This window comes from Halomonas sp. NO4 (assembly GCF_010994375.1).
Lineage (GTDB): Bacteria > Pseudomonadota > Gammaproteobacteria > Pseudomonadales > Halomonadaceae > Halomonas.
The window spans coordinates 1-19,680 of the sequence record NZ_WHMA01000037.1 but is presented as its reverse complement, the minus strand read 5'-3'; the positions used below and the strand labels follow the sequence as shown (position 1 = coordinate 19,680).

The window sequence follows — 19,680 nt, the reverse complement described above, 5'->3', positions numbered from 1 at the left end:
TGAGGTACCCATGCTGACCTATCCCGATATCGACCCCGTGGCCATTTCGCTGGGCCCCTTCCAGGTGCACTGGTACGGCCTCATGTACGTGGTCGGTTTCGTGGCCGCCTGGTTTCTGGGGCGGCGCCGCGCGCCCCGCTTCGGCCTCACCGCCGATGACGTGGGCGACCTGCTCTTTTACGCCGCCCTCGGGGTGGTGGTGGGCGGCCGCCTGGGCTATGCGCTCTTCTACGGCCTGGGTCAGTGGGCCGCCGATCCGCTGTGGATTCTGCGCATCTGGGATGGCGGCATGAGCTTCCATGGCGGCCTGGCCGGCGTGCTGCTCGCCGCGCTGTGGTTCGCGCGCAAGAAGCGGATGGCCTTCTTCACCCTGACGGACTTCGTGGCGCCGCTGGTGCCCCTCGGCCTGGGCGCCGGGCGTATCGGCAACTTCATCAATCGCGAACTCCCCGGGCGGGTGACCGAGCTGCCCTGGGGCATGCCCTTTCCCGGCATGGGGCCGGAGCCGCGCCACCCCACCTCCTTGTACGAGGCGGCGCTGGAGGGGGCGGTGCTCTTCGCCGTGCTGTGGTTCGTCTCGGCCACCCCGCGGCGGCGCGGCCTGGTCTCCGGCCTCTTTCTCACCTTCTACGGCGTCTTCCGCTTCGGCGTGGAGTTCGTGCGCCTGCCCGATGCGCACATCGGCTACCTCGCCTTCGGCTGGCTGACCATGGGCATGCTGCTCACCCTGCCGATGATCGCCGCCGGGGTGGCGCTGATCGCCTGGTCGCGCAAGCAGCCGGTGGATGTGAGCTTCCACTGATGCGAGCTTGCCAAAGATACGGCAATGCCGTATAATTTTGACATGCTGTTCATCGAAACTTCGACATTTACCAAGCTATTACCGGACTACCTCACGGACGAGGAGTATCGTGGGCTTCAAACGTATTTGTTGAAGAAACCGGACGCAGGCGATCTCATCAAGGGTTCCGGAGGCGTTCGCAAGATTCGATGGTCGTTGGCGGCTTCCGGAAAGCGTGGCGGGGTCAGAGTCATTTACTATTGGAAAGTTTCCGAGCATGAGATTTGGCTGTTGACGCTCTACAGCAAATCGGAGCGCGCTAGTATTCCTGGGCACATGCTTCGGCAGATAGCGGAGGCGATCAAGAATGGGTGACAGAAACCTTGGGGAAGAGATCCTCGATGGCATCAATGAAATCAGGCGGTTCAAGAAGGGTGAGGTGTCACTTCGCCAGCATGAGCTATCCGAACCGTCAGCGCCCAAGGAGATTCGCCTGAAATTGCGGCTCTCCCAGTCAGCTTTTGCGGGGCTGATGGGAGTCAGCGTGCGCACCATCCAGGACTGGGAGCAGGGTCGGCGCGAGCCCCAGGGACCAGCGGTTGCGCTGTTGCGTATCGCGGAGCAGCACCCGGAAGTCTTCGAGCAACTTCACTGATCAGGATGCCGCCTGATGCGCCCGCGCCAGGGCCGTTCAACGCCACCGTGCATGCGACGGCCGGCGCCTAGAACCTGTACACTACGCAACCCACCCCACTTGCCAACCGCAGAACGCCCGTGACCGACTCCCGACCGCCACTCGAACAGCCCTACCTCGATCTGATGCGCAGCGTGCTCGACCACGGCGTGGAGCGCAGCGACCGCACCGGCGTGGGCACGCGCTCGCTGTTCGGCCACCAGATGCGCTTCGATCTCGCCCGCGGCTTTCCGCTGCTCACCACCAAGAAGCTGCACCTGCGCTCGATCATCCACGAACTGCTGTGGTTCCTGCGCGGCGACACCAACATCGCCTACCTCAAGGAAAACGGCGTGCGCATCTGGGACGAGTGGGCCGACGAGAACGGCGATCTCGGCCCCGTCTACGGCTACCAGTGGCGCAGCTGGCCCGACCCCCGCGGCGGCCACGTCGACCAGATCGCCAAGGTGCTCGAGCAGATCCGCACGAACCCCCAGTCGCGGCGGTTGATCGTCTCGGCCTGGAACCCCGCCCAGGTCGACGAGATGCAGCTGCCGCCGTGCCACTGCCTCTTCCAGTTCTACGTGGCGGAGGGGCGGCTCTCCTGCCAGCTCTACCAGCGCAGCGCCGACATCTTCCTGGGCGTGCCCTTCAACATCGCCAGCTATGCGCTGCTCACCCGGATGATCGCCCAGGTGAGCGGCCTCGAGCCCGGCGAGTTCATCCACACCCTGGGCGATGCCCACCTCTACCTGAACCACCTGGAGCAGGCGGAGCGGCAGCTCACCCGCACCCCCCTGGCGCCGCCGCGGCTGCGCCTGAACCCCGCGGTGACGGACCTCTTCGCCTTCCGCTTCGAGGACATCGAGATCCTGGACTACGAAGCGCATCCCCACATCAAGGCGGAGGTGGCGGTATGAGCGAAAGGGCGCAAGAGGAGACCCTGGTGCCCGTCGCGATGATCGCCGCCCTGTCGCGCAACGGCGTGATCGGCGTGGACGGCAAGCTGCCCTGGTACCTGCCGGAAGACCTCAAGTTCTTCAAGCGCATGACCCAGGGCAAGCCGCTGGTGATGGGGCGCAAGACCTTCGAGTCCATAGGCAAGCCGCTGCCGGGGCGGCTCAATATCGTCGTCACCCGCGATACGAGCTTCCACCCCGACGGCGTGCGTGTCTGCCACGACCTGGCCTCGGCGCTCACCCTGGCCGACCAGCAGGCCACCATCGACGCCGCCGAGGAGATCATGGTGATGGGCGGCGGCGAGATCTACGCCCAGGCGCTGCCCCACGCCGACCGGCTCTACCTCACCGAGGTGGACGTCGAGGTCGAGGGCGACGCCCGCTTTCCCGCCCTCGACCCGGCCGAGTGGGAAGAAGTGCAGCGCGTGCCCGGCGAGCCCCGCGAAGGGCAGCCGGCCTACGCCTTCGTGGCCTATCGGCGGCGCGGCTGAACCGCGCACCGGCGTTCCCGCCAGTAGCCAGGCTTTCGGGAGTGGTGGGCAACGGCGATTACGACCGATTCTTCAGGCAACTCTAATACGATTATATCGTACGGGAAGCGTTCTAGAATCAGTCGTTTTGCACCGGTATCGCCAGATTCTTCGGCGAGGGGGGATAAGGGGATGAAGTTTTCTTCAATAACGTCGATGGCGGCATCAATGGCAGCGAAAAACTCGTCTCCGAGGCCAGGCTGCTCATATTCGTACCATGCTGCTGCCTCTATCGCTTCCTGCGAGGCTTCTTCCAGTATCCTTACCGTTTGCACTGTTACTAGCCTAACCTCGCGCGCATCTTTGATCGGAATTCTTTACGGCTGAGCAAGGTGGCCTTTCCGCTTTTAACCTTAGACACACGGTGGACAATTTCATCGTTCCAAGCCTGCTCAACGGAGTCGTCACGGGGGCCGTCCAGGCTCATTATGAGCTCCCGAGCCAGTGCTGCGCGCTCCGACTCGGAGAGAGTCGAAATCTGGGAGCGTAGCTGGTCTAATGTTTCAGTAGTCATGGTGCCTCCGTGAGTGGCCCTACACGTATGCTATCCCGAGTCAAGGCCCCTAACAAGGCGGTTAACGGGACGCCAGTGATGTACGGGCGCGGCTATGGCAAGGCGCAGATCATCGAGCTGTTCCGGCTGATCGATTGGATGATGCGTCTGCCGGATGCCCTGGAGCGCGAGTTCCTCGATGAACACTATGTATTTGAGGAGGCACAGAACATGCCTTATGTGACCAGTGCCGAACGCTTCGGCATCGAAAAGGGCCGCCAGGAGGGCCGCCAGGAAGGGGAGGCGCGCTTGCTGGCCAAACAGATGTCGCTGAAATTCGGCGACTTGCCCGCCTGGGCGCAAGATAGGATCGAAACGGCGAGCACCGAACAGTTGGAAGCTTGGGCCGAACGCATTCTGACCGCCGACAGCCTGGAAGCGCTGCTGGATACCTGATTCTAAGCGCTTTCGTTGCCGTTCCGTCCCGCTTTCCCGCCCTCGACCCCGCCGCATGGGAAGAGGTGCAGCGCTTGCCCGGCGAGCCCCGCGAAGGGCAGCCGGCCTACGCCTTCGTGGCCTATCGGAGGTGTTCCCGGTAGGAGCCCGATTCATCGGCCGAACGGCGCCGCAGGCGCCTCGGGCGTGGCCACCCACGTCAGCGTCCCGCTCCCGAAGGCGCCCTTGCCAGGGCTATCGCAGTTATTTTGTGGGAGGGACGGTTCGACGCCTCGACTTCAGCTCGCGAAGCAGCGCGCAGCGCTGCCCGATCTGGGCGCCTTTCGGCGCCTTCGCCCGGCAGAGCCGGCCTCCCACTTTGCCCCTCTCCACCGTGGGTTCCATCAACTGCGATAGCCCTGGCGCCCTTGCCGCATCAGTTGGCGCCTCCCTGCCGAGTCGGTTACACTTTTCTGTGTAACCTATGGAGGCACTCCTATGCACGCCACTGTCAAGGATCTGCGCCTGCACACCAAGGCTTTGTTGGCTGCTACCGAGCGTGGCGAAGAGGTGGAGATCAGCTTCCGCGGTAAACCCTGCGCACGCCTGGTGCGTGCCCGGGAAGACAGCGGAGAGCATCCGCCGCGCAACCCCGCCTTTGGCCTTTGGGCGGATCGCCAGGACACCAGCGTGGACACCCAGGTTCGCGCCCTGAGACAGCCCCGCACCTTCATGGATGAACAGTGATGCTGGTCGACACCGATGTGCTGATCTGGAATCTGCGGGGCAACCTGGCGGCCGCCGAACGGCTGGATGCCATGCCGGGATTTGCGTTGTCGGCCGTGACCTATATGGAGCTGAGCCAGGGGCTTCGCAACAAGCAGGAGCTACAGCAGCTGCGCCAGGCGCTTCGCTATTGGGAAACGAGGTTGGTCCATCTGGACGAGGGCATCTCGGCGCGCGCCTGTTTTTTAGTGGAGAGCTACGCCTTGAGCCATGACATGCAGATGGCCGATACGCTGATTGCCGCCACCGCCATCGAGCTGGGGGCGACGCTGCTCACCGCCAACGACCGTCACTATCGGCATATTCCTGAGTTGGCTATCGAGATATTTCGCCCCTGACATCGGGGTCGTGGGAAGTTGGCTCTTCAGCATATCGCCCCTTGGCAACGACGCTACGAAGCGATCGGTGCCTGTCGCGGCATCGAGACATTTGTCACCGCCCGCCTTCTGGCACAGACTGGCACCAGAGGTACCCCCCTGCCTTGCCCGAGAGAGCCTGCCTGGAGGAAACCGGTTTGATCGAGGAACGTTCTCACCGCCTGCTCGCCATTCTGGAAGAGCGTGCCGATGCCGCCCTGATCGAGCTTGCCGCCTGCCGGCGCCAGCTGCGCGAGCTCCAGGGGCGGCTCTCCGAGTACGAAGCCATGCGTCTGGAGCTCACCGAGGAGAATCGCGAGCTCGGCGAGCAGAACCGCGAACTCGAGGAGGACAACGCCCGCCTGCGCGAGCGCCTCCAGCGCGGCGAGCCGATGCCGGCAACGCTCACCGCGCCGCGGCGCGCCCAGGGCCTCTCGGCGCTGATCGGCCATCGCCCGCGGGCGGCCTCGCCCGCGCCCCCCGAGCCCGAGGCCACGGCCGCGCCCGCCGGTGATGCGCCGGCCAGCCATGAGGCCAGCGAATCCCAGCCCAGCCTGGCCATCGACCCGGCTCCCTCGCCGGATGCGCTGCTCGCCCAGTGGTACCAGCGCTACCCGCAGACCTTCTTCAAGGGCCACACCCGGCCCCTCAAGGTGGGCATCCATCTCGACCTCGCCGCCCGCGAGCCCTGGCCCGAGAAACTGGTGCGCCGGGCGCTGGCCGGCTACGTCAATCTGCCGCGCTACCTCAAGGGCGTGCGCGAGGGTGCCGAGCGCATCGGCCTCGACGGCCAGCCCCACGGCCAGGTCGACGCCGAGGCCGCCGAGCACGCCCACCGCAAGCTCGAACGCCTGCAGGCCGAGCGCGACCGGCGCGGCGGCAAGACGCGTGGCGCCGCCGGCAAGTCCCCGAGCAAGGGGACGGGCAAGGCCGGCAGGCGCTCCGGCCGCGAGCCGGCGGCCGCGTCAACGCCCGCCAAGTCATCACCTACCAAGTCATCCCCGACTCAAGCGGCTCCCTCCCAGGGCAATGGCCAGCGCCAGGAAGGCTCTCTCGGGGCGGAGGAGGCCTCCGCCAACATCGCCGCCGCCAATCCCGAGGCGCGCCTGGAAGCCAAGCTCTCGGCGCTCGTGGCCAAGCACAACGGCCGGCGTTGAAGCCACCGCCCGCTTTCGTTGACGGGCGGGTGGCTTGCCACTCCTAATCAAGCGGGGCATCATGTGCCTGCTCATCGTTGCCAGGTACCTGTTTCGACGGGCTGAGGCGGCGGCACGCGGGGCAACGGGCGCGGGCCGCCGATTCAGAAGGACCTGTTGGGGAACAGTGTTCGCGGCGAAGGAAAACAGTGTTTTTTTCTTGTTGCGTTCCTGCTAATCCCGGTATAGAGTTCTACCTGCGAGCATTGGACTATAACTAAGGCTTCGCTGCGGCCATGCCCGGCCTGGCCTGCCTCCTGAGAAGGAGCGAGGTCGGTAGCGGCGGGACGCATGCCCGGCAAGCCGGCGGTACCGTTCAGCGGTGCCATAACGATCGAAACAGTAAGCTAGTCAAAAAGGAATCATCGCGATGAAAAAGACACTGTTAGCGACTGCCATTGCCGGCGCCATGGCTGCCTCCGGCGCTCAGGCCGCCACCGTTTACGACCAAGACGGCAAGTCTCTTGACCTTAGCGGCCGCGTTGGCGTCGGTGTCCTGCAGGGCTACGACGGCGAAAGCGACTTCGTCAACGCCGGTTCGCGCCTGAAGCTGGACGGCGTCAACCAGGTCTCCGACGATCTGCGTTTCTTCGCCCACGTCGAGTGGCGCTTCGACGGTGACGAGCGTACCGGCCCTGGTGGCAATGGTAAATCTGGCTTCACCGAGGTTCGTCACGCCTGGATCGGCGCCGAGAGCGCCCAGTGGGGTACCCTGCAGGCCGGTAACTTCGACAACATCTACAAGCAGGTGGTGTTCCAGCCGTTCGACTATTACGCCATGGCCGCTGCCTACGGTTTCCACGGTCCGCAAGACCAAGGCCGCGGTGACGCTGTCGCTTACCTGACACCGAACCTCTCCGGCTTCCAAGTTGCTCTGCAGGCCAAGCACTACAGCGAAACTGACGCCCAAGCCATTGCCGCTAACAACAGCGGTTCAGAAGTGCTGTTCGCGGGTGCGCTGAGCTACGAAGTGGGTGGCCTGACCGTGGCAGCGGGTATGTCAGAGTCCGAGGTGAATGCGGTCGATGGTAACGGCGAGTTCGACGCCGGCTACAACACCGGTGCTCGTGTCTCCTACGCCTTCAACGACATGTTCAACCTGCGTGTCGGTGCCGAGCAGCAGGACCCCACGGGTGATGCCAATGACCAGGACGTCTATGCCCTCGGTGGCGTGGTCAGCCTGAACCAGCTGACCATGACGGCTGACTACTACCACAAGGATCGTGACGACGGCATGGAAGACAGCGATGAGCTGGCCTTTGGTGCCTACTACCGCGTCGCTGACAACTTCGACATCTTCACCGAAGTTCATGACAACGACGTGGAAGCTGACGACACCTACGCCATCGTCGGTTCTCGCTACTTCTTCTAAGCCCTTGGCTTAGCAGGAACGCGCTAGAAACCGGCCCTTCGGGGCCGGTTTTTTTGTTGACGCGTTCATGGCCCTTCCGGCAAGACTTGATGCGCATCAACCCGGCCTGCGCCGCAACGCGGTAAGCTGCCGGGAGGTTGCCATGGCCGGGAGAGACCCGGCCGGGGAGGAAGCGGTGCCAGTCGTCGTCACGGACAAGAGCGGAAAGCCTGCGCAGGGCCGGCGGCGACCGGCCGACGAGACGCGCTGTGCCCGCTGTGCGCTGCACGCGCGCTGCCTGCCGCTGGGGCTGGAGCTGGAGGCGCTGGCCTCCTTCGATGCCATCATCGAGCACCCACGCCCGCTCAAGCGCGGCCAGGCGCTGATGCGCCAGGATCAGCGCTTCGAGAGCCTCTACGTGGTGCGCTCCGGCAGCCTCAAGCAGGTGGTGGAGCAGGTCGGCCAGCGCGACCAAGTCACCCACTTCCATCTGCCCGGCGAGGTGGTGGGGCTCGACGGCATCGCCGAGTCGCGCTGCTATGGCAGCGTGGTGGCGCTGGAGTCCACCTTCGTCTGCGAGCTGCCGTTTCACCGGCTCGACGACCTGGCCGAGCAGGTGCCGGCACTGCGCGGCGAACTCTACCGCTGCATGAGCCGCGAGCTGCGCAACGACCAGCGCATGATGTGCCTGCTCTCCGGCCGCACCGCCGACCAGCGCCTGGCGAGCTTCATGCTCGGCCTTTCCGAGCGCTTCCGCTCGCGCGGCTGCTCGCCCTACTGCTTCCACCTCTCCATGTCGCGCTCGGACATCGGCAGCTACCTGGGGCTCGCCCTGGAAACCGTCAGCCGTGTGATCGCCCGCTTCCAGGAGCAGGGCCTGGTCAGCGTCGAAGGGCGCGAACTCTGCATCGAAGACCATCCGGCGCTGGTGGCGCTGGCCGAAGAGGGTGCGGGTCGCCACTCAGGGGCGTGAAGAGGGTGTGTCGCTTTGCGTGTCAGGCGGGGTCAGGGGTTTGGGTGGCTTGATCAGGCTTTCCGCCGGAATTCCGAATATCTGGTTGAGTTTCCAGACCATGGGCAGCGTCAACTGTCGCTTGCCGTTGAGGATTTCGTAGACGCGATTGCGACGGCCGATGGCCGGCTCGAGATCCTTGGCGCTCAACCCTTCCTGTTCCATGCGGAACTTGATGGCCTCGATGGGATCGGGAATATCCACCGGGTGGTGTTTCGCTTCGTAGGCTTCAACCAGCGTCAGCAGCACCTCGAAGCGATCCCCTTCCTCGCTATCGGGCTCCGGTTCGTCGTCGAAGTAGGCGGACACTTCCTGCAGCGCTGCCTTGTAGTCGTCATGGGTGCGAATGGGTCGAATGTGCATGGTTCACTCCATCTCCACCGTCTCGGCATCGATTTCGTCATACTGACGATGCGTGCCGATGAATTTGATGTATACCGCCCCGAACCGGTAGGCGACCGAGACGATCAGCCGATAGTCATTGCCCTTGATGGTGAAAACGACTCGCTTGTTGCCGACTAGGCTGGCATGTCGGTACTTGGCCTTGATGTCATGGGGCGCTTTCCAGGTGGCATGTTTCACCTCATCGACCCAGGCTTCCAGCGGTGCCCTGGCATCGGGATGTTGCTCCCAGAAATCCCTCAGGTGCTTGACGGCGATGATCCTCATGGGCTCAATATGTCCCAATATGGGACATATGGCAAGCCAATAAGTTTCAGCCTGTGCGTGGTCGCGTGCCAGGATATGCACAGGGTCTCTGCAGGGAAGGAGCAAAGCGGTGGCGCCCTCTGCAGGATTCGAACCTGCGACCTGCCGCTTAGGAGGCGGCTGCTCTATCCGACTGAGCTAAGAGGGCGTAACGAGGGGTAAAGCGAGGCGTAGTATAAGGAAAGCGGGCAGCGAGCGAAACCGCCGGCCCGACTGCGAAACGGTGTCATATCGTTCGAGCTCACATCGTGAGGTAGGGAAGATGGCGAGGAGCCGTTGGTCTTCGGTAGCGGATGATGCCAAAAGGCACACAATTTGCTAGGCTTTACCCATGAAGCCCATCGATTGGAATGCTGCCAAGAACCAAACGCTGATGATCGAGCGCGGCATCTCGTTCGAAGACGTTCTGTTCGCTCTGCAGTCGGGGGCGTTGCTCGACGACATGGTCCATCCCAACACGGAAAAATACCCCAACCAGCGCATGCTGGTGGTGCGAATCGACGACTACGCTTGGCTGGTTCCGTATGTCGAGGATGACAGGGAGTTGTTCTTAAAGACGATCATACCCAGTCGCAAGGCAACCAGAGACTATCTGGGAGGCGAGCATGAGTGACACCAAACTGGATCGAGAAGAGGAAGAGCTGCTGGAAGCTTTCGAGTCGGGTGAGTTCGTGTCCGAGCTGGATGACGCGCGTCGCGAATCGCTCGCGCGGTCGGCGGAGGTAACCTTCAAGAAAGACAGGCGCATCAACATCCGTATTTCCAGCCGCGATCTGGAAGCGCTTCAGCGCCGCGCCCTGGAGGAGGGGCTTCCGTATCAGTCGCTGGTAGCGAGCATTCTTCACAAGTACGTGTCGGGCAGCCTCAAGGATATTTCGGCCGAGAAAACGGGCCAGCGGTCTCGCTGAAGGGGGCAGTTCAGCCCCAAGTCATTACGCTGACTTCGATACGCCTACCCGACTGCGAAACGTTGTCACATGCCTGGCCGAACGGCTCTCGATGGCTGCGGCGGCGAGTATACTGGCGCTGCGTTATGCCCTTTTGTTCTTTGCTCGTGCCAGGATGCCGCAATGTTCAAACGCCTGTTACCCCTGCTGATCCTCGCCATTGGCGTGGCGGGCTTCATGGCGCTTCGCCTGACGCGCCCCGAGCCGGCGGAGGTCACCGCCCAGGAGCGCAGCTGGCGGGTCGAGACGCTCACCGTCGCACTGGCCGAACACACGCCGGTCCTGCCCCTGTTCGGCGAGGTGGTGGCGCCGGAGCGGATCGAGGTGGTGGCGCCGCTGGCGGGGCGCATCGCCAAGCGCCCGGTGCGCGAGGGGCAGCGGGTCGAGGCCGGCGCACTGCTGGTCGCGCTCGACGAGGCCGATACCCAGCCGCCGCTGCGCCAGGCCGAGGCCGAGGTGGCTGACCTGCGCGCGCAGATCGACAGTGAGCGCATTCGCCATGACAACGAGCAGGCGGCACTCGAGCGCGAGCGCGAAATCCTGGCCAATGCAAGACGTTCTCTTGAGCGCATCGATTCGCTGGTGGCGCGTAACCTGGCCTCCCAGGCGGACCTGGACGAGGCGCGCGACGCCCTGGCTCGGGCACGGCTCAGTGTCACCCTGCGCGAGAGCAGCGTCGCCGCCTATCCGTCGCGGCTGAAGAGCCTGGAGGCGCGTCTGGCGCGGGCCGAGGCGGTGCGCGATGCGGCGCGGCGGGATGCCGAGCGCAGCCGGGTCACGGCGCCCTTCGACGGCGTGGTCACTGCGGTGCAGGTGGCGCCTGGGGAGCAGGTGGCGGCCCGGGCGGCGCTGCTGGCCCTCTACCCGCAGGATGGCCTGGAGCTGCGGGCCCGAGTGCCGCGCCGCTACCAGGCGGAACTGGCGGCACGCCTCGAGCGTGGCGAGCGGCTCGAGGCGCAGGCGCAGGAGGGTGGCCAGCGCTTCGTGCTCGAGCGCCTGGCCGGCGAGAGCGCCCCTACGGGCACCGAGGCGATCCTTGCCCTCGAGGGCTCGGCCGACGGCCTGCGCCCCGGCAGCCTGGTGCCGGTGTGGCTCGAGCGTCCGGCGGTGGCCGGCTCGCTGGCGGTGCCGTTCAGTGCCCTGCACGGCAGCGATGTGCTCTATCGGGTGACGGACGCCTCGCGCCTGGAGCGCGTGACGGTCGAGCGTTTGGGCGAGGTGCCGGGGCCGGATGGCGAACGCTGGGCGCTGGTGGCCGCCAATGAACTGCGCGAGGGCGACCGGGTGGCGGTGACCCACCTGCCCAACGCCATGACCGGCCTGCGCGTGGAGGTGGCCGGCGATGACGCCGGGGAGCCCGAGGCATGAGCCGGCGGCGCGGCGTCATCGGCTTCTTCGTCCATCATCGGGTGGCGGCCAACCTGGTGATGCTGGTCATGCTGCTCGGCGGCGTGCTCGGCCTCACGCGCATGAACATCCAGTTCTTCCCCACCTTCGCGCTCGACGTGGTGACGGTGCGCGTGCCCTGGAGCGGCGCCTCCGCCGAGGATGTCGAGGCGGGCATCACCGTGCCCCTGGAGCAGCGCCTGCGCAGCCTGCCCGGCCTCAAGCGCATGACCTCCACCTCGGCCCAGGGGGTGTCCAGCATCACCCTGGAGTTCACCGAGCAGAGCGACCCCATCCTCGCCCTGGACGACGTGCGCCAGCAGGTCGACAGCTTTACCAACCTGCCGGCCGACGCCGAGACGCCCCAGGTGAATCGCGTGGCGCGCTTCGAGCCGGTGGCGCGGCTGCTGGTGCACGGCACGCTGGACGAGCAGGAGCTGCGCCATCTGGTCCGTCGCTTCGAGGACGAGTTGCTCGCCCGGGGCATCGACCGGGTGGAGATCGGCGGCCTGCCTGAGCAGCAGATCAGCATCGAGGTGCCCGCCGAGCGGCTGCAGGCCCTGTCGCTGTCGCTGGGCGATATCGCGGCGCGCGTGGAGAGCGTGTCGCGCGACCTGCCCGCCGGGGTGCTGGGCCAGCAGGACAGCGCTCGCGAGCTGCGCTCGCTGGAGCAGCGGCGCGACCCGCTGGGCTTCGAGAGCCTGCCGGTGCTGGCCAGCGACCGCTTCACCCTGCGCCTGGGCGATATCGCCACCATCCGCCAGGAGCCTCGCGAGGCGACGGTGCGCCTGAGTCACGCGGGCGCGCCGGCCGCGGAGTTGATGCTGCAACGCGCCGAGCACGGCCACTCCCTGGAGTCGGCCCGGGTGCTCGACGCCTGGCTGGCCGAGACGCGCCCGACCTTGCCGCCCAGCGTGAAACTTGAGGTGCACGACGAGACCTGGCAACTGATCGACGAGCGCATCTCGCTGCTCATCGGCAACGGCGCGGGCGGCCTGCTGCTGGTGCTGGTGCTGCTCTACCTCTTCCTGCCCGCACGGGTGGCGCTGTGGGTGGCGGTGGGCATTCCCACCGCCTTCATGGCTTCCTTGGGGGTGTTCTGGGGCATTGGTGGCTCCATCAACATGATCTCGCTGTTCGCCCTGATCATGGCACTGGGGGTGATCGTCGACGACGCCATCGTGGTGGGCGAGGACGCCGATGCCCATCACCGCCTGGGCGAGGCGCCGCGCAATGCCTCGGCCGGGGCGGCGCGGCGCATGCTGTGGCCGGTGGTGGCCTCGTCGCTCACCACGGTGGCGGCCTTCATGCCGCTGCTGATGGTGGGCGGGGTGATCGGCAACATTCTCGGCGACATCCCGGTGATCATGATCTGCGTGCTGATCGCCTCGCTGCTGGAGTGCTTCGTGGTGTTGCCGGCCCACCTGCGCAATGCCTTCGTGCCGCGTGCCGGGGCGCCCCGGCCGGCCCGGGGCCCGGTGCGGTGGCGCCAGGGCTTCGAGGGGCGCTTCGATACCTTCCGCGAGGGGCCGTTCCGGCGTTTCTCGGCACTGACGCTGCGCCATCGTGGCGCCACCCTGGCCATGGCCGTGGCAGTGTCGCTGGTCACCGCGGGGCTGCTGGCGGGCGGGCGCCTGGGGTTCCACTTCTTTCCCTCGCCGGAGTCGAGCGTGGTCTATGCCAATGCCAGCTTCGTCGCCGGTACGCCCCGCGAGCGGGTCGATGATTTTCTCGCCCATCTGCAGGAGAGCCTCGCCGAGACCGAGGCGGCGCTGGGTGGCGAGCTGGTGGAGACCGTGGTGGCGCGCCACGGCACCACCCTGGAGTCGGGCGCACCCAGCCGCAGCGCCGAGGAGGTGGGCTCGCTGATGATCGAGCTTAGCTCCCCCGATGCGCGCGAGGTGCGCAATACCGACGTCATCCGTGCCTGGCGCGAGCGCATCGAGGCGCCGGCGGGCCTCGATAACCTGGCCATCGACGAGCGCACCGCCGGCCCGCCAGGCCGCGACGTCAACATTCGCCTCACCGGCGAGGATGCCATGGCCCTGCGTCGCGCGGCGGATTCGCTGGCCGAGTCGCTGGAGAGCCTGCCCGGCGTGCTCGATACCGCGGACGACATGCCCTGGGGGCGCGAGCAGCTCATCTACCGCGTCAACGCTTTCGGCGAGGCGCTGGGGCTGACCACCGAAACCCTGGGCCGCCAGCTGCGTACCGCCTTCGATGGCCGTATCGCCCAAATCTATCAGGACGGCGCCGACGAGATCGAGGTGCGCGTCCAGTTGCTCCGCGAGCAGCGCGAGCGCCTGGCGACGCTGTCGAGCCTGGCGGTCACCCTGGACGACAGCCGCCAGGTGCCGCTCGAGCAGGTGATGGCGGTCGACTACCGCCAGGGCTTCGAGGCGCTGCGCCACGCCGACGGCGAGCTGGCGGTGGAGGTCACCGCCCAGCTCGATACCCGGGTGACCAGCGCCGAGGAGGTGCTGGCGAGCCTCGACGCCGAGACCCTGCCGCGCCTGGCCCGCGAGCATCACCTGCGCTACAGCTTCGAGGGGCGGGCGGCCGACCAGCGCGAGACCCTGGCCGACATGCGTGTCGGGCTGCTGGTAGGGCTGGGCCTGATGTACGGCGTGCTCGCCTGGGTGTTCGCCTCCTGGAGTCTGCCGCTGATCGTCATGGCGATCATCCCCTTCTCGCTGGTGGGGGCGCTGCTCGGCCACTGGCTGATGGGGGTGGAGCTCACCATCCTCTCGCTGTTCGGCCTCTTCGGGCTCTCCGGCATCGTGGTCAACAACGCCATCATCCTGGTGAGTTTCTACCGCGCGCAACGCGACCGCGGGCTGCCCATCGACACGGCGCTCAACGAGGCGGTGGTGCAGCGGGTCCGCGCCGTGCTGCTCACCAGCCTGACCACCATCGGCGGGCTCTTGCCGCTGCTCTTCGAGACCTCGCTGCAGGCGCAGTTCCTTATCCCCATGGCCGCCTCGATCGCCTTCGGCCTCGCCGGTTCCACCTTCCTGGTGCTGCTGGTGATCCCGGCACTGCTCTCCTGGCTGGAGCACGCCCGCGAGCGCTGGGCCGCCCGGTCGCGCGGACGTGACGCCTCGGCCTGAGTGCGGGGGAAGGGGCGTTTGCCGTTGAATCGGATTCAACTTGTCCCAACCTTGTTCTCTGTACCACGTCATTTCCGATCCATCATGGAGGTCATCATGAAGGACACTCAGGACCTGTTTCCCACCCGGCTGGAACGCAAGCTGGGCATGTTCGAGCGCATCGATCCGGTCGTGCACAGTGCCGACCAGCGCAACAGCGGCCCCTTGAGCCCCGAAGAGGTCGACGCATTCGAGCGCAAGGGATTCATCTCCTTCGAAAGCTTCTTCGACAAGGCGCAGATGGACCACTTCATCCAGGATCTGCGCGACTATGAGGAGGACGCCGACCTCAAGCTCTCCGAGGGCACCGTCCTCGAACCGGGGCGGGAAGAGATCCGCTCGATCTTCGGCATTCACGAGATCTCCGACCGGTTCAGCCGCCTGACGCGGGATCCGCGCCTGCTGGCCATGGTGCAGCAGCTGCTCGGCAGCGACGTCTATATCCACCAGTCGCGCATCAACTACAAGCCCGGCTTCAAGGGCAAGGGCTTCGAGTGGCACTCCGACTTCGAGACCTGGCACAGCGAGGATGGCATGCCGCGCATGCGTTCGCTGAGCTGCTCGATCGTGCTCACCGACAACGGCGAGTTCAACGGCCCGTTGATGCTGATTCCCGGCTCCCACAACTTCTTCGTGCCCTGCGTGGGGCGCACCCCGGAGAACAACTACAAGGAGTCGCTGAAGAGCCAGTATATCGGCGTGCCCGATGAGCGAAGCCTGCGCGAACTGATGATGCAGGGCGGCATCGAGGCGCCCAAGGGGCCGGCTGGCTCGCTGATCATTTTCGAGTGCAACACCCTGCACGGCTCCAACCTCAATATGTCGTGCTGGCCGCGCAGCAATCTCTTCTTCGTCTACAACAGCGTCGAGAACACCCTTCACGACCCCTACTGCGGCAACAAGCCGAGGCCCGAGTTTCTGGCCAACCGCACCGATTGGCAGCCGCTCAAGCCCGCTGGCTGACGGCAACGCCGGACGGCTCAGCCACGCCAGCCCAAGGCCCCACAGGACAGGAGTCACTGCATGGAACTGCACGAGTACCGTCGCTTCGACGGCCTGGGGTTGGCGGCGCTCATCCGCCGTGGCGAGGTGAGCCGCGAAGAGGTGTTCGACGCGGCCTGCGCGGCCATCGAGGCCGACAACCCGCGCCTGGGTGCGGTGGTGCGCACCCGGTTCGAGCGCGCTCACACCGAGAGCCGGGCGGTGCCGCCCGATGCCCCCTTTGCCGGGGTGCCGACGCTCACCAAGGATCTGCTGATGGCCATCGCCGGCGAGCCGCTGGCCTTCGGCAGCGCGGCCCTGGCGGACTGGCGGCCGGGCGAGGATTCGACCCTGGTCACCCGCCTGCGCCAGGCGGGGTTTGCCATTCTCGGCCAGACAGCCACCCCGGAGCTGGGCCTGATGGGTATCACCGAGCCACGGGCCTTTCCCCATCCGGTCAACCCGTGGGGGCCCGACCGCTCGCCGGGCGGGTCCAGCGGCGGGGCGGCCGCGGCGGTGGCCGGCGGCCTGGTGCCGCTCGCCATGGCCGGCGACGGTGGCGGTTCGATCCGCATTCCCGCCAGCTACTGCGGCCTGTTCGGCTTGAAGCCCTCCCGCGGGCGGGTGCCGCTCGGGCCGCAGCACGCGGAGGTGTGGCAGGGCGCGGTGGTGGAGCACGCCGTGACGCGCAGCGTGCGCGACAGCGCTGCGCTGCTTGATGCCACCAACGGCATGGACGCGGGCGGGCCCTATCCGTTGCCCCACGAGGAAGGCTTTCTCGCCGCGCTGGAGCGCCCGCCGGGGCGGCTCAGGGTCGCCGTCTCGCTGGGTGAGCCGCTGAGCCGGGCTCTCGGCACGGTGCTCGACCCCGAGGTCCGCCAGGCCGTGGAAGGCGCGGCCCGCCGGCTCGAGGCGCTGGGCCATGACGTCGACTGGGCCGACCCGCCCGTCGACGGGGCGGCGCTGGGCAACAGCTACCTGACCCTCTACCTGGGGCATCTCGCCGCCGACCTGGCTTGGATCGCCCGCGAGACCGGCGTGCCCGTGTCGCGGCTGGCCATCGAGCCGTCCACCCGCGCCCTCGGGCGGCTGGGGCGCTGGCTGCCGGCGCGCGACTACGAGCTGGCCAAGCGCGACTGGAACAGCGCGGCGCGGGCCATGGGGAGCTTCCACCGCCGTTACGACGTGCTGGTGATGCCGGTGGCTGCCGCCCCCGCTCCGCGGCGCGGCGAGCTCTACCCGACGAAGGCCCGAGAGCACCTGATGCGCCTGCTGGCGATTCCCGGCGCGGCGAGGCTGGCGCTCAAGGCGGGCCTGATCGAACGGCTGACGCGTGACGCCCTGGCACGCACGCCCTTCACCCAACTCGCCAATCTCACCGGCCAGCCGGCCATGTCATTGCCGCTGCACGTCACCCCGGAAGGCCTGCCGGTTGGGGTGCAGGCGCTCGGCGCCATGGGCGACGAGCGCCGCCTGCTGGCGCTGGCCGCGCAGATGGAAATCGATACCCCCTGGACGCAGCGGCTGCCGCTCGGTGACCGATCCGGGTAGAATGCCCGCCATGACCGATTCCCCCTCACCGCTGTCGCCGGCCGGCGACCGCCATTTCGACGGCCTGGCCGACAAGTTCGCCGACAGCCTCTACGGGGCCTCGCGCGGCGAGCTGCGACTGGCGCTGCTCGACCGGTTGCTGCCGGAGCTGCTCGACCTCGACGGCCAGCCGCTCCTCGACGTGGGCGGCGGCCTGGGGCAGTTGGCGGCCTGGTTCGCCGCCCGCGGCCATGCGGTGACGCTGGTGGAGCCTTCCGGCGAGATGCTCGCACGGGCCCGCGAGGCCTTGGCCGGTCAGCCGGTGACCTTCATCGAGGCGCCGCTGCAGGCGCTGGCCGAGCGCACGCCGGGCCCCTGGCCACTGATCGCCTGCCATGCGGTGCTGGAGTGGCTGGCCGATCCGCGCGCGGCCCTGGCGACGCTGGCCGGTCAACTGGCGCCGGGTGGACAGCTCTCGCTGATGGTCTTCAATCGCGATGCCCTGCGCCTCTCCAACGTGGTCAAGGGCAACCTGGAGAAGGCGCTGGCCGACCGCCTGGAAGGGCAGGGGCGGCGCCGACGGCTGACCCCCATCTCGCCGCTGACCCACGCGCAGATCGCGGCGTGGAGCGCCGAGTGCGGCCTGGAAATCCAGGCCGTGGCCGGCATCCGCGTCTTCCACGACTACCTGCGCCAGCCGCCGGCAAGCGAGGCCGAGCGCGACCGCTTGTTCGAGCTCGAATGGCGCTACTGCCGCGCCGAGCCGCACTGGCGGCTGGGACGGTACCTGCTCTATACCCTGGTGCGTTGCGATACATCGCTTTCCGAGACGACCTGACCCCAAATCCCCTTTGTCCAGGAGCCCCCGATGAGCGCCGAGACGCCGGTCTGCCAGCTGCTGTCACGCCAGGATGCCGACTATCGCGGCTGGTGGTGGGTGGCCCCGCCGCGCGACGCCTGGCTGGAGGCGGGTGAGGGGGTAGCGGTGAGTGCCGATTTCGCCGTGCGGGCGGCGTGGCGAGCCCGCGGCCGGCCGGCTTGCTCGCCGTTCGCCGAGGCGCTTCCCGAGACGCCGGCGGGCGCGGTGCTGTTCTGGCCCAAGAGCCATGCGCTCGGCGAGTGGTGGCTGCTGTGGCTCTGCGCGACCCTGCCGGCCGGTACGCCGCTTCAGCTCGTCGGCGAAAACCAGGGCGGCATCAAGCGCGTGCTCAAGGTGCTGGCAGCGCTGGGGCTGGGCTGCCGCAAGCTGGACAGCGCGCGACGCTGCACGCTCTTCGCCACGCGACTGGCGCCGGTCGATCTCCCCCCGGAGGCGGCCTGGACGGTGTTCGAGGCTGACCCGGGAGGTGGGCGGCTAACCTTGGCCAGCCATCCCGGCGTCTTCGGCCACAACAAGCTCGACGACGGCACGCGGCTGCTGCTCGAGACGCTGCCCGAGGCGTTGCCGGCAGGCGAGGGGGCGATGCGCGGTAACGCTGGTGATGTTCTTGATCTGGGCTGCGGCGACGGCATCCTCGCCGCCTGGCTGGCGCGACGTGGCCACGCCGTCACCGCGGTGGACGTCAGCGCCTTCGCTGTGGAGGCGACGCGTCGCACCCTGGCTGTAAACGGCCTGGCCGGCGAGGCGCTCGAGAGCGACGTCTATTCGGCGCTCGGCGGGCGGCGCTTTTCCGCCATCGTCAGCAACCCGCCGTTCCATCAGGAACGCGCCATCGACTACGGCCCGGCGGCGCGGCTAATCGCCGAGGCGCCCGAACACCTCGAGCGCGGTGGGCAGCTCATCCTGGTAGCCAATGCGTTCCTGCCCTATGCGGAGCGGCTCGAGAGCGCCTTCGGCGGTTTCGAGATACTCGCCGACGACCGGCGCTTTCGGGTCTACCGGGCGGTGAAGAAGAGGGGGTGAAGGGTCAGGCGACGCGGCCGTGATGATGGGTCATGTCTCCGCGACCGGCGATCAGCCCTTCAACGGAGATATCTTCATCGAGACCGTCCCAGTGCAGGCCCTTGCCGGAGTAGCTGATGCGGCACTGTTCGCGCTCGGCAGGGGAGGCATGCAGTAGGCGTGGAAACCAGGCCAGCGGCACCCCCAGCGTTCTGCCATCGCTGAGCTCGACCCACATGGTGTGCTCGTCAAAGCTGACGGTCTTGGCGGAAATGCTCATTTCAAGCCCTCTCGATATCACTGCGATGGGATTCCACCAGCTGCATGAGCTGAGCCAGCTACTTCCGATTGTAGCCGCTGCTGGCAATGGCGATTTGGGGCTCCAGCCATATTTTCGTTTCTCCATCGCCGCTTTCCGCATGGATATGCATGGGTTCCAGCGGGTTTACCTCGTTCGAAAAGAAAATCTGATTACGCATAAGGCTCAGCCAGCTTCAGGAGCCGATACGGCATCGGTGGTGTTCT

General features: G+C 66.7%; 25 protein-coding genes and 1 tRNA gene. 20 read left to right on the top strand and 6 right to left on the bottom strand.

Going from position 1 to position 19,680, the window contains the following annotated elements:
* Positions 1–10 precede the first annotated feature (10 nt).
* From lgt to FEF15_RS16700, 5 genes are all read left to right on the top strand, one after another.
* Positions 11–802, top strand: coding sequence for a prolipoprotein diacylglyceryl transferase (lgt, locus tag FEF15_RS16720; RefSeq protein ID WP_163560299.1), 792 nt, complete (start codon positions 11–13; stop codon positions 800–802).
* Positions 803–844: 42 nt separating this feature from the next.
* Positions 845–1,156, top strand: a complete 312-nt coding sequence (locus tag FEF15_RS16715; RefSeq protein WP_163560309.1) for a transcriptional regulator — start codon at positions 845–847, stop codon at positions 1,154–1,156.
* Positions 1,149–1,436 carry a type II toxin-antitoxin system MqsA family antitoxin gene (locus FEF15_RS16710; protein ID WP_163560298.1) on the top strand — a complete coding sequence of 96 codons (288 nt, stop codon included), beginning with the start codon at positions 1,149–1,151 and terminating at the stop codon, positions 1,434–1,436. Before FEF15_RS16715 ends, FEF15_RS16710 begins: the two co-directional genes overlap by 8 nt.
* A gap of 164 nt (positions 1,437–1,600) precedes the next feature.
* Positions 1,601–2,374: a thymidylate synthase gene (locus FEF15_RS16705; protein ID WP_240454213.1), complete on the top strand. Its 774-nt coding sequence runs from the start codon at positions 1,601–1,603 to the stop codon at positions 2,372–2,374.
* The gene (locus FEF15_RS16700; RefSeq protein ID WP_163560296.1) at positions 2,371–2,904 is read left to right on the top strand and encodes a dihydrofolate reductase; all 534 of its coding nucleotides are present in this window, start codon (positions 2,371–2,373) and stop codon (positions 2,902–2,904) included. The genes FEF15_RS16705 and FEF15_RS16700 overlap by 4 nt, the downstream gene beginning before the upstream one ends.
* Here FEF15_RS16700 and FEF15_RS16695 read toward each other — a convergent pair.
* Together FEF15_RS16695 and FEF15_RS19650 are read right to left on the bottom strand one after the other, a co-directional pair.
* Complete coding sequence (locus FEF15_RS16695; protein ID WP_163560295.1) at positions 2,886–3,218, bottom strand: hypothetical protein; 333 nt, start codon at positions 3,216–3,218, stop codon at positions 2,886–2,888. The two genes, FEF15_RS16700 and FEF15_RS16695, sit on opposite strands and share 19 nt — an antisense overlap.
* A 5-nt stretch (positions 3,219–3,223) precedes the next feature.
* On the bottom strand, positions 3,224–3,457 hold the full coding sequence (locus FEF15_RS19650; protein WP_163560294.1) for an addiction module protein: 234 nt from the start codon (positions 3,455–3,457) through the stop codon (positions 3,224–3,226).
* 78 nt (positions 3,458–3,535) lie between these two features.
* On the opposite strand from FEF15_RS19650, the gene FEF15_RS16685 reads away from it, so the two are divergent.
* From FEF15_RS16685 to fnr, 6 genes are all read left to right on the top strand, one after another.
* Complete coding sequence (locus FEF15_RS16685; protein WP_163560293.1) at positions 3,536–3,892, top strand: DUF4351 domain-containing protein; 357 nt, start codon at positions 3,536–3,538, stop codon at positions 3,890–3,892.
* Positions 3,893–4,369: 477 nt separating this feature from the next.
* On the top strand, positions 4,370–4,618 hold the full coding sequence (locus FEF15_RS16680) for a type II toxin-antitoxin system prevent-host-death family antitoxin (protein WP_163560292.1): 249 nt from the start codon (positions 4,370–4,372) through the stop codon (positions 4,616–4,618).
* Entirely contained in the window at positions 4,618–4,995 is a 378-nt protein-coding gene (locus FEF15_RS16675; protein WP_163560291.1) for a type II toxin-antitoxin system VapC family toxin, read from the top strand. Before FEF15_RS16680 ends, FEF15_RS16675 begins: the two co-directional genes overlap by 1 nt.
* 176 nt (positions 4,996–5,171) lie before the next feature.
* Positions 5,172–6,170, top strand: coding sequence for a ProQ/FINO family protein (locus FEF15_RS16670; protein WP_240454209.1), 999 nt, complete (start codon positions 5,172–5,174; stop codon positions 6,168–6,170).
* Between the two features lie 409 nt (positions 6,171–6,579).
* Positions 6,580–7,581, top strand: a complete 1,002-nt coding sequence (locus FEF15_RS16665; protein ID WP_163560290.1) for a porin — start codon at positions 6,580–6,582, stop codon at positions 7,579–7,581.
* 142 nt (positions 7,582–7,723) lie between these two features.
* Positions 7,724–8,533, top strand: coding sequence for a fumarate/nitrate reduction transcriptional regulator Fnr (gene fnr / locus FEF15_RS16660; RefSeq protein WP_163560289.1), 810 nt, complete (start codon positions 7,724–7,726; stop codon positions 8,531–8,533).
* Here fnr and FEF15_RS16655 read toward each other — a convergent pair.
* From FEF15_RS16655 to FEF15_RS16645, 3 genes are all read right to left on the bottom strand, one after another.
* Positions 8,522–8,935: a helix-turn-helix domain-containing protein gene (locus FEF15_RS16655; protein WP_163560288.1), complete on the bottom strand. Its 414-nt coding sequence runs from the start codon at positions 8,933–8,935 to the stop codon at positions 8,522–8,524. The genes fnr and FEF15_RS16655 overlap by 12 nt on opposite strands.
* 3 nt (positions 8,936–8,938) lie before the next feature.
* Positions 8,939–9,241 carry a type II toxin-antitoxin system HigB family toxin gene (locus FEF15_RS16650; RefSeq protein WP_163560287.1) on the bottom strand — a complete coding sequence of 101 codons (303 nt, stop codon included), beginning with the start codon at positions 9,239–9,241 and terminating at the stop codon, positions 8,939–8,941.
* Positions 9,242–9,351: 110 nt separating this feature from the next.
* Positions 9,352–9,428 (bottom strand) — tRNA-Arg (locus tag FEF15_RS16645).
* A gap of 183 nt (positions 9,429–9,611) precedes the next feature.
* Here FEF15_RS16645 and FEF15_RS16640 point away from each other — a divergent pair.
* The 8 genes from FEF15_RS16640 to FEF15_RS16605 all read left to right on the top strand — a co-directional run bounded on the left by FEF15_RS16640 (position 9,612) and on the right by FEF15_RS16605 (position 19,176).
* Positions 9,612–9,893 (top strand): DUF4258 domain-containing protein, encoded by a 282-nt coding sequence (locus tag FEF15_RS16640; RefSeq protein WP_163560286.1) that lies wholly within the window; start codon positions 9,612–9,614, stop codon positions 9,891–9,893.
* Complete coding sequence (locus FEF15_RS16635) at positions 9,886–10,188, top strand: CopG family antitoxin (RefSeq protein ID WP_163560285.1); 303 nt, start codon at positions 9,886–9,888, stop codon at positions 10,186–10,188. Before FEF15_RS16640 ends, FEF15_RS16635 begins: the two co-directional genes overlap by 8 nt.
* Positions 10,189–10,350: 162 nt before the next feature.
* Positions 10,351–11,595, top strand: coding sequence for an HlyD family efflux transporter periplasmic adaptor subunit (locus FEF15_RS16630; protein WP_163560284.1), 1,245 nt, complete (start codon positions 10,351–10,353; stop codon positions 11,593–11,595).
* Complete coding sequence (locus tag FEF15_RS16625) at positions 11,592–14,723, top strand: efflux RND transporter permease subunit (protein WP_163560283.1); 3,132 nt, start codon at positions 11,592–11,594, stop codon at positions 14,721–14,723. Before FEF15_RS16630 ends, FEF15_RS16625 begins: the two co-directional genes overlap by 4 nt.
* A gap of 96 nt (positions 14,724–14,819) precedes the next feature.
* Positions 14,820–15,725, top strand: a complete 906-nt coding sequence (gene thpD / locus FEF15_RS16620) for an ectoine hydroxylase (RefSeq protein WP_205598561.1) — start codon at positions 14,820–14,822, stop codon at positions 15,723–15,725.
* Positions 15,726–15,785: 60 nt separating this feature from the next.
* Entirely contained in the window at positions 15,786–17,294 is a 1,509-nt protein-coding gene (locus FEF15_RS16615) for an amidase family protein (RefSeq protein WP_163560282.1), read from the top strand.
* A 10-nt stretch (positions 17,295–17,304) separates the two neighbouring features.
* A complete protein-coding gene (locus FEF15_RS16610; protein WP_163560281.1) occupies positions 17,305–18,111 on the top strand; it encodes a methyltransferase domain-containing protein in 807 nt (268 codons plus the stop codon).
* Positions 18,112–18,141: 30 nt separating this feature from the next.
* The gene (locus tag FEF15_RS16605; protein WP_163560280.1) at positions 18,142–19,176 is read left to right on the top strand and encodes a class I SAM-dependent methyltransferase; all 1,035 of its coding nucleotides are present in this window, start codon (positions 18,142–18,144) and stop codon (positions 19,174–19,176) included.
* Positions 19,177–19,180: 4 nt separating this feature from the next.
* On the opposite strand, the gene FEF15_RS16600 is transcribed toward FEF15_RS16605, so the two are convergent.
* Positions 19,181–19,435 carry a DUF2442 domain-containing protein gene (locus tag FEF15_RS16600; RefSeq protein WP_163560279.1) on the bottom strand — a complete coding sequence of 85 codons (255 nt, stop codon included), beginning with the start codon at positions 19,433–19,435 and terminating at the stop codon, positions 19,181–19,183.
* A 25-nt stretch (positions 19,436–19,460) separates the two neighbouring features.
* On the opposite strand from FEF15_RS16600, the gene FEF15_RS19480 reads away from it, so the two are divergent.
* The coding region (locus tag FEF15_RS19480) for a hypothetical protein (protein WP_240454208.1) at positions 19,461–19,680 on the top strand (220 nt) is incomplete at its 3' end.

Excerpts from the sequence above, each read along its gene's own strand:
- FEF15_RS19650 (WP_163560294.1), bottom strand. The coding sequence starts at position 3,457 with ATGACTACTGAAACATTAGACCAGCTACGCTCCCAGATTTCGACTCTC.
- FEF15_RS16615 (WP_163560282.1), top strand. The coding sequence starts at position 15,786 with ATGGAACTGCACGAGTACCGTCGCTTCGACGGCCTGGGGTTGGCGGCG.
- FEF15_RS16665 (WP_163560290.1), top strand. The coding sequence starts at position 6,580 with ATGAAAAAGACACTGTTAGCGACTGCCATTGCCGGCGCCATGGCTGCC.
- FEF15_RS16680 (WP_163560292.1), top strand. The coding sequence starts at position 4,370 with ATGCACGCCACTGTCAAGGATCTGCGCCTGCACACCAAGGCTTTGTTG.
- FEF15_RS16625 (WP_163560283.1), top strand. The coding sequence starts at position 11,592 with ATGAGCCGGCGGCGCGGCGTCATCGGCTTCTTCGTCCATCATCGGGTG.
- fnr (WP_163560289.1), top strand. The coding sequence starts at position 7,724 with ATGGCCGGGAGAGACCCGGCCGGGGAGGAAGCGGTGCCAGTCGTCGTC.
- FEF15_RS16640 (WP_163560286.1), top strand. The coding sequence starts at position 9,612 with ATGAAGCCCATCGATTGGAATGCTGCCAAGAACCAAACGCTGATGATC.
- FEF15_RS16600 (WP_163560279.1), bottom strand. The coding sequence starts at position 19,435 with ATGAGCATTTCCGCCAAGACCGTCAGCTTTGACGAGCACACCATGTGG.
- FEF15_RS16710 (WP_163560298.1), top strand. The coding sequence starts at position 1,149 with ATGGGTGACAGAAACCTTGGGGAAGAGATCCTCGATGGCATCAATGAA.
- FEF15_RS16610 (WP_163560281.1), top strand. The coding sequence starts at position 17,305 with ATGACCGATTCCCCCTCACCGCTGTCGCCGGCCGGCGACCGCCATTTC.
- lgt (WP_163560299.1), top strand. The coding sequence starts at position 11 with ATGCTGACCTATCCCGATATCGACCCCGTGGCCATTTCGCTGGGCCCC.
- FEF15_RS16700 (WP_163560296.1), top strand. The coding sequence starts at position 2,371 with ATGAGCGAAAGGGCGCAAGAGGAGACCCTGGTGCCCGTCGCGATGATC.
- FEF15_RS16655 (WP_163560288.1), bottom strand. The coding sequence starts at position 8,935 with ATGCACATTCGACCCATTCGCACCCATGACGACTACAAGGCAGCGCTG.
- FEF15_RS16685 (WP_163560293.1), top strand. The coding sequence starts at position 3,536 with ATGTACGGGCGCGGCTATGGCAAGGCGCAGATCATCGAGCTGTTCCGG.
- FEF15_RS16605 (WP_163560280.1), top strand. The coding sequence starts at position 18,142 with ATGAGCGCCGAGACGCCGGTCTGCCAGCTGCTGTCACGCCAGGATGCC.
- FEF15_RS16715 (WP_163560309.1), top strand. The coding sequence starts at position 845 with ATGCTGTTCATCGAAACTTCGACATTTACCAAGCTATTACCGGACTAC.
- FEF15_RS16630 (WP_163560284.1), top strand. The coding sequence starts at position 10,351 with ATGTTCAAACGCCTGTTACCCCTGCTGATCCTCGCCATTGGCGTGGCG.
- FEF15_RS16705 (WP_240454213.1), top strand. The coding sequence starts at position 1,601 with ATGCGCAGCGTGCTCGACCACGGCGTGGAGCGCAGCGACCGCACCGGC.
- FEF15_RS16635 (WP_163560285.1), top strand. The coding sequence starts at position 9,886 with ATGAGTGACACCAAACTGGATCGAGAAGAGGAAGAGCTGCTGGAAGCT.
- FEF15_RS16650 (WP_163560287.1), bottom strand. The coding sequence starts at position 9,241 with ATGAGGATCATCGCCGTCAAGCACCTGAGGGATTTCTGGGAGCAACAT.
- FEF15_RS16675 (WP_163560291.1), top strand. The coding sequence starts at position 4,618 with ATGCTGGTCGACACCGATGTGCTGATCTGGAATCTGCGGGGCAACCTG.
- thpD (WP_205598561.1), top strand. The coding sequence starts at position 14,820 with ATGAAGGACACTCAGGACCTGTTTCCCACCCGGCTGGAACGCAAGCTG.